This is a genomic window from Kitasatospora sp. NPDC059803 (genome assembly GCF_042732255.1).
GTDB lineage: Bacteria > Actinomycetota > Actinomycetes > Streptomycetales > Streptomycetaceae > Kitasatospora.
The window spans coordinates 22,521-27,219 of the sequence record NZ_JBHWIJ010000094.1 but is presented as its reverse complement, the minus strand read 5'-3'; the positions used below and the strand labels follow the sequence as shown (position 1 = coordinate 27,219).

Genomic DNA, 4,699 nt, shown 5'->3' with positions numbered 1-4,699 from the left:
GGGGGCGGGGGGGGGCGGGGGGGCCGGGGGGGCGGGGCCCCGCGGGGGGGGGGCGGGGGGGCGGAGGACCGCCGTGACGCCGAAGCCGGACCGGCCGAGCAGGCGTGCCAGGTCCGCCGGGGTTCTTCGGCCGTCGGCGTGGTCCAGCAGTTCGCGCCGGCGGCGGCCGGGCGGGCGGTGCGACGGCCGTGGGACCGGCACCACCGGGCGGACCGGCGCGGTGTCGAGCTGCGGCCAGGGCCAGATGCGTTCCAGCAGCCGGCCCCGGCGCTCGACCTCTCGGCGCAGCCGGCCGGGGTCGACCGTGGCCACCGGGCCCAGCCAGTGCCGGGCGTCGGGCTCGAACCGCCAGACGCCGCCGGTCCGGTCGGCGAGGACGAAGAACGCGGCGTCGAAGAGCGTGCCCAGGTGACCGAGTTCGAGCTCGCCCCGGGTGAGCAGCCGCCGTTCGACGAGTGCCTCACCGACCCGGGCGCGCGGGCCGTCGAGCCGGAGCAGCTCCGCCCACTGCCCGGGGGTGATCCGGCCGCAGCCGGTGAGGAGTTCGGCCAGGCCGGGCGCGCGCGGGGAGTCGGCGTGCGCCACCTGGCCGTCGACGAGGTGCAGGCTGCCGAGCGGGCCGCACAGGGCGCCGGTGGCGCGGCGGGCCGCGAGCAGGCCGAGGGCCTCGCCGGGGGTCTGCGGCGTGGCGGGCGGGCGGACGGCGGCGGGCGCGGCGTTCATCGGGGCCACCGCCCGGTGGAGCGCGGGCGGCGGGGGCGGCCCGTCCGGCGTGCTGGCCGAAACCCGATGGCCGCGATGGGCGTCCCGCTCACCCCAGCACCAGTTCCTCGGCGAGCGCCTGGAGGCGGTAGCGGGCGGCGGCGAGGTTGCCCTGGGCGCGGTCGAGCCAGAGGTGGAGGACGAGGCGGCTGTCGAAGACGGTGTCGATGAAGCAGATGAGGTGGTAGCTGCGGCCGGCGGTGACGATGACGTCCTGTAACGGCGACCGCCGGTCCTCCGCCCCGGTGAAGGTCTGGCTCTCAACGGCCGCCCGTACCAAGTCGGTTGTCTCGGCGGCCGCGGTCTCGTGGTCACCGGTCGGGCACTCGCCGAGGCTGCCGAGTGCGAGTCCGCTGCTCCAGTCGACCAGGCTCGCGGAGCGTGCCCCGGAGATCGACATCGCTCCGGCGAGGCATTCGTCGATACCCGGCACACCGGCTCCTTCGAGGGGGTCTGGGCAGCCGGGCGCAGCACGGCACGGCCGGGCCGCCACCAGCAGTGGCGGGCTCGACACGGAAGGCTACTGCCGGATTCCATATGACGAACATTCCAATGGCATATTCACATCAGTAGCGTCCACTTCCGGCCAAGGTGTGACAAGGCGTCAGCCACCGCTGCCGGGCGAACCCGCTGGCCCGGGGACGGTCGCGGACCGCAGCCCACCGCCACCCGCCGACCACCTGGCAGGGGAGCTTGGCCGAGAACCGGCCGCACGGCAGGGTTTCGACCGCCGGCATGCGATAGGGGACCGGGCAAACAGGTCCACACCACCGGGTCGCCGCACGCCGACTGCCGCCGGAGCCCCGGGCACGACGAAGGGGCCCGTTCCGCTGGACGGAACGAGCCCCTTCGGGTGGAGCGCCAGGCCCGGGTCGCACGGACTCTTCCTACTGAAAGTAGGACGTGCTCTGGTAGCACCGCTGACGCCTGCTCGGGAGTTTGTTTCCCTCCCGACGAGAAGAACATTAGCAGGTCATCACGCCTGCTCAGAAACCGGATGGAGGAACGGGACCGGACCCGGCGGAACTGCGGCGACCCAACCCCGGCGCGCCCCGGCTCCAGCACGGAGGGCGGTCAGGGCAGCAGCGCCCGGTAGCCCGCGATCAGGGCGGTGAGGCCCAGCTCGAAGGCCCGGTCGGCGCGTTCGCGGCCGGCGGGGACGGCATCGAGGGCGTCGGCCAGGCGCGGGGTGGCGTCACGGTCGACGGCGTCGACCATGACGTCCGGGGCGACCAGGTCGAGGGCGGAGCCGAGGATGAAGCTCTCCAGGGCGGTGATCACGCCCATCACGTCCCGGGCGGCGAAGCCCGCACCCTCCAGGGTGGCGACGGCACGCTCGTACAGCTCGTGCATGAACGGTTCGGCGAGCGGGGCGGTGGCGAGCAGGCGGACGATGCCGGGGTGTTCGGCGAAGGCGTCCCGGTAGGCGTGCGCCCAGGTGCGCAGCGCCGCGTCCCAGGGCTGGTCCCACATCGACTGCTCGCCGATGGTGCGGACGAGTTCGGCGCGCATCAGGGCGACGATCTCGGCCCGGCCGGCGACGTGGTGGTAGAGCGCGGAGGGGCTGACCTTGAGGGCGCCGGCGAGGCCGGGGATGGTGAGGTCGCCCGACTCGTCGACCAGCCGCAGCGCGGTGTCGACGATGCGCTGCCGGTCCAGCAGGGGTGTGCGCGGCCTGGCCATGCCGGTTCCTCGTCTTTCGGGGAGTCCCCAGGGGGCCCTTCGGGAAGTCCTTCAGGGAGCCTTCGGGAGCATTCTCAAGATCATCGTTACCCAAGCGTTACTGAATGGCTTTCAATAAAACTCTTCCGCACCCGCCGGTGCCGCGCCTACGGTAACCGAACCCCATTCGGTTTAGGCAGGTCGCCCTCGTCGCCTGCCGCGACCCGGAGAGGACGCTCCCCCATGCGTGCCGACACGATCTTCACCGGCGGCCGGATCCACACCGGAGACCCCGCCCACCCCGCCACCCACGCCCTCGCCGTCACCGCCGGGCGGATCACCGCCCTCGGCGACGCGGCGCTCGCCCTGCGCGACGACCGCACCGAGACCGTCGACCTGGCGGGCGGCGCCCTGCTGCCCTCCTTCGGCGACGGCCACCTCCACCCGCTGATCGGCGCCATCGGGCTGCGCGGCGTGCCGGTGCGCGACTGCACCAGCCTGGAGGAGGTCGTCGAGGCCGTCCGCACCTGGGCCGCCCGGCACCCCGAGGCCGAGTGGATCACCGGGGACGCCGTCGACCCGTGGCTCGCCGAGGGCGGCCTGTTCGACGCCCGGCTGCTCGACGCCGCCGTCCCCGATCGGCCCGTCCTGCTGCGCACCATGGACCACCACACCGGCTGGGCCAACAGCGAGGCGCTGCGCCGCGCCGGGTACGGGCCGGACACGCCCGACCCCGTGGGCGGCGAGATCGTCCGCCGCCCGGACGGCGCCCCGCTCGGCACCCTGCGCGAGTTCGGCGCCCTCAACCCCGTCCTCGCGCTCGTCCCGCCGCTCCCGCTCGCCGAGCAGGTCGCCGCCCTGCGCGAGACCACCGCCGCGCTCGCCGCCGCCGGGCTCACCTGGCTCCAGGACGCCTGGATCGAGCCCGCGCAGGTCGACACCTGGCTCGCCGCCGTCGCCGAGCACGATCTGCCCGTCCGGGCCGGGCTCGCGCTGCTGCTCGAACCGGACGGCTGGCGCGCACGGCTCCCCGCCCTGGCCGCCGACCGGGAGCGGGTCGAGGCCGGCGGGCGCGGCCGGCTCACCGCCCGGGCGGTCAAGTTCTTCGCCGACGGCGTCGTCGAGTCCGGGACGGCCGCCCTGCTGGCGCCCTACAGCGACTGCCCGCACTCCCACGGCGTCGCCAACTGGACCGGCGCCGAACTGGCCGACGCCGTCACCGCCGTCGACGCGCTCGGCTTCCAGCCGCACATCCACGCCATCGGCGACCACGGCGTCCGGATCGCCCTGGACGCCGTCGAGGCCGCCACCCGCCGCAACGGCCTGCGCGCCCGCCGCCCGGTGATCGCCCACGTCCAGCTCGTCGACCCGGCCGACCTGCCCCGCTTCGCCGAACTCGGCGTGATCGCCAACTTCGAACCGCTGTGGGCCCAGACCGACCCGCTGATGACCGAACTCACCCTCCCCCGGCTCGGCCCCGAGCGCGGCGCCCGGCAGTACCAGATCGCCGCCCTGCTGCGCGGTGGCGCCCGGGTCTCCTTCGGCAGCGACTGGCCGGTCACCCGCTACGAGCCGCTGGCCGGTCTCGCCACCGCCGTCACCCGGCAGACCCCGGACGGCCTGCCGGCCGGCGGCTGGCTGCCCGAGGAGCGGATCGGCCTCACCGAGGCACTCGCGGCGTACTCGGCGGGCGTCGCGCACCAGGCCTTCGAGGAGACGGAGTGGGGCGTGCTGCGCCCCGGGATGCGGGCCGACCTGGTGCACCTGGCGGCCGACCCCTACGCGGTGCCGGCCGCCGAGCTGGCCGCCGTCCCGGTGGCCGGGACCTGGCGCGGGGGCCGCCGCCCGCGCCGCCCCCTCCGGGGTGCCGGCCGCGGTGGGGGCCGCGGTCCGGGGGGCGGGGCCGATGCGCGGCGGCCGCCGCACGCACTGACCCCCCAGGATCCCCCCGTACCCCGCCCGCCGGAACGCCCCCCACGGCGTCCGCTCCCCCGTCGACCGCCCGCACCCGATCGGCGGCCGACCGCTCTACCCTCGTCCGTACGACCCCAGGAGAGCTCCCCCATGACTCTGCCCTCCGACGCGGCCTCCCCGACCGCACCCGGCTCCCCCCGCACCGGCCCCGACACCGGCCGCGCCGGACCCAGCGCCGGGCCCCGCCCCCCCCGGCCCCGCCCCCCCCCCCCCCGCGCCCCCCGCCCCCCCCCCCCGGCGGGCGGCGGGCGCGCCTCCCCCGCGCACCGGTGAATCGGACGGGCGGCCGCCCCCCCGCGCG

Annotated in this window: 4 protein-coding genes; 1 reads left to right on the top strand and 3 read right to left on the bottom strand. The window is 76.3% G+C overall.

What is annotated here, in order from left to right; all coding sequences use genetic code 11:
• The 3 genes from ACFV6I_RS17375 to ACFV6I_RS17365 all read right to left on the bottom strand — a co-directional run.
• Positions 1–723 (bottom strand): transcriptional regulator (locus tag ACFV6I_RS17375; RefSeq protein ID WP_380426121.1); only part of this gene is annotated, 723 nt, incomplete at its 3' end.
• A gap of 88 nt (positions 724–811) precedes the next feature.
• On the bottom strand, positions 812–1,195 hold the full coding sequence (locus ACFV6I_RS17370; protein WP_063350270.1) for a hypothetical protein: 384 nt from the start codon (positions 1,193–1,195) through the stop codon (positions 812–814).
• A gap of 641 nt (positions 1,196–1,836) precedes the next feature.
• On the bottom strand, positions 1,837–2,445 hold the full coding sequence (locus ACFV6I_RS17365; protein WP_380426119.1) for a TetR/AcrR family transcriptional regulator C-terminal domain-containing protein: 609 nt from the start codon (positions 2,443–2,445) through the stop codon (positions 1,837–1,839).
• Positions 2,446–2,667: 222 nt separating this feature from the next.
• Between ACFV6I_RS17365 and ACFV6I_RS17360 the strand changes: the two genes are divergently transcribed.
• The gene (locus tag ACFV6I_RS17360; RefSeq protein ID WP_380426117.1) at positions 2,668–4,671 is read left to right on the top strand and encodes an amidohydrolase; all 2,004 of its coding nucleotides are present in this window, start codon (positions 2,668–2,670) and stop codon (positions 4,669–4,671) included.
• Positions 4,672–4,699 lie beyond the last annotated feature (28 nt).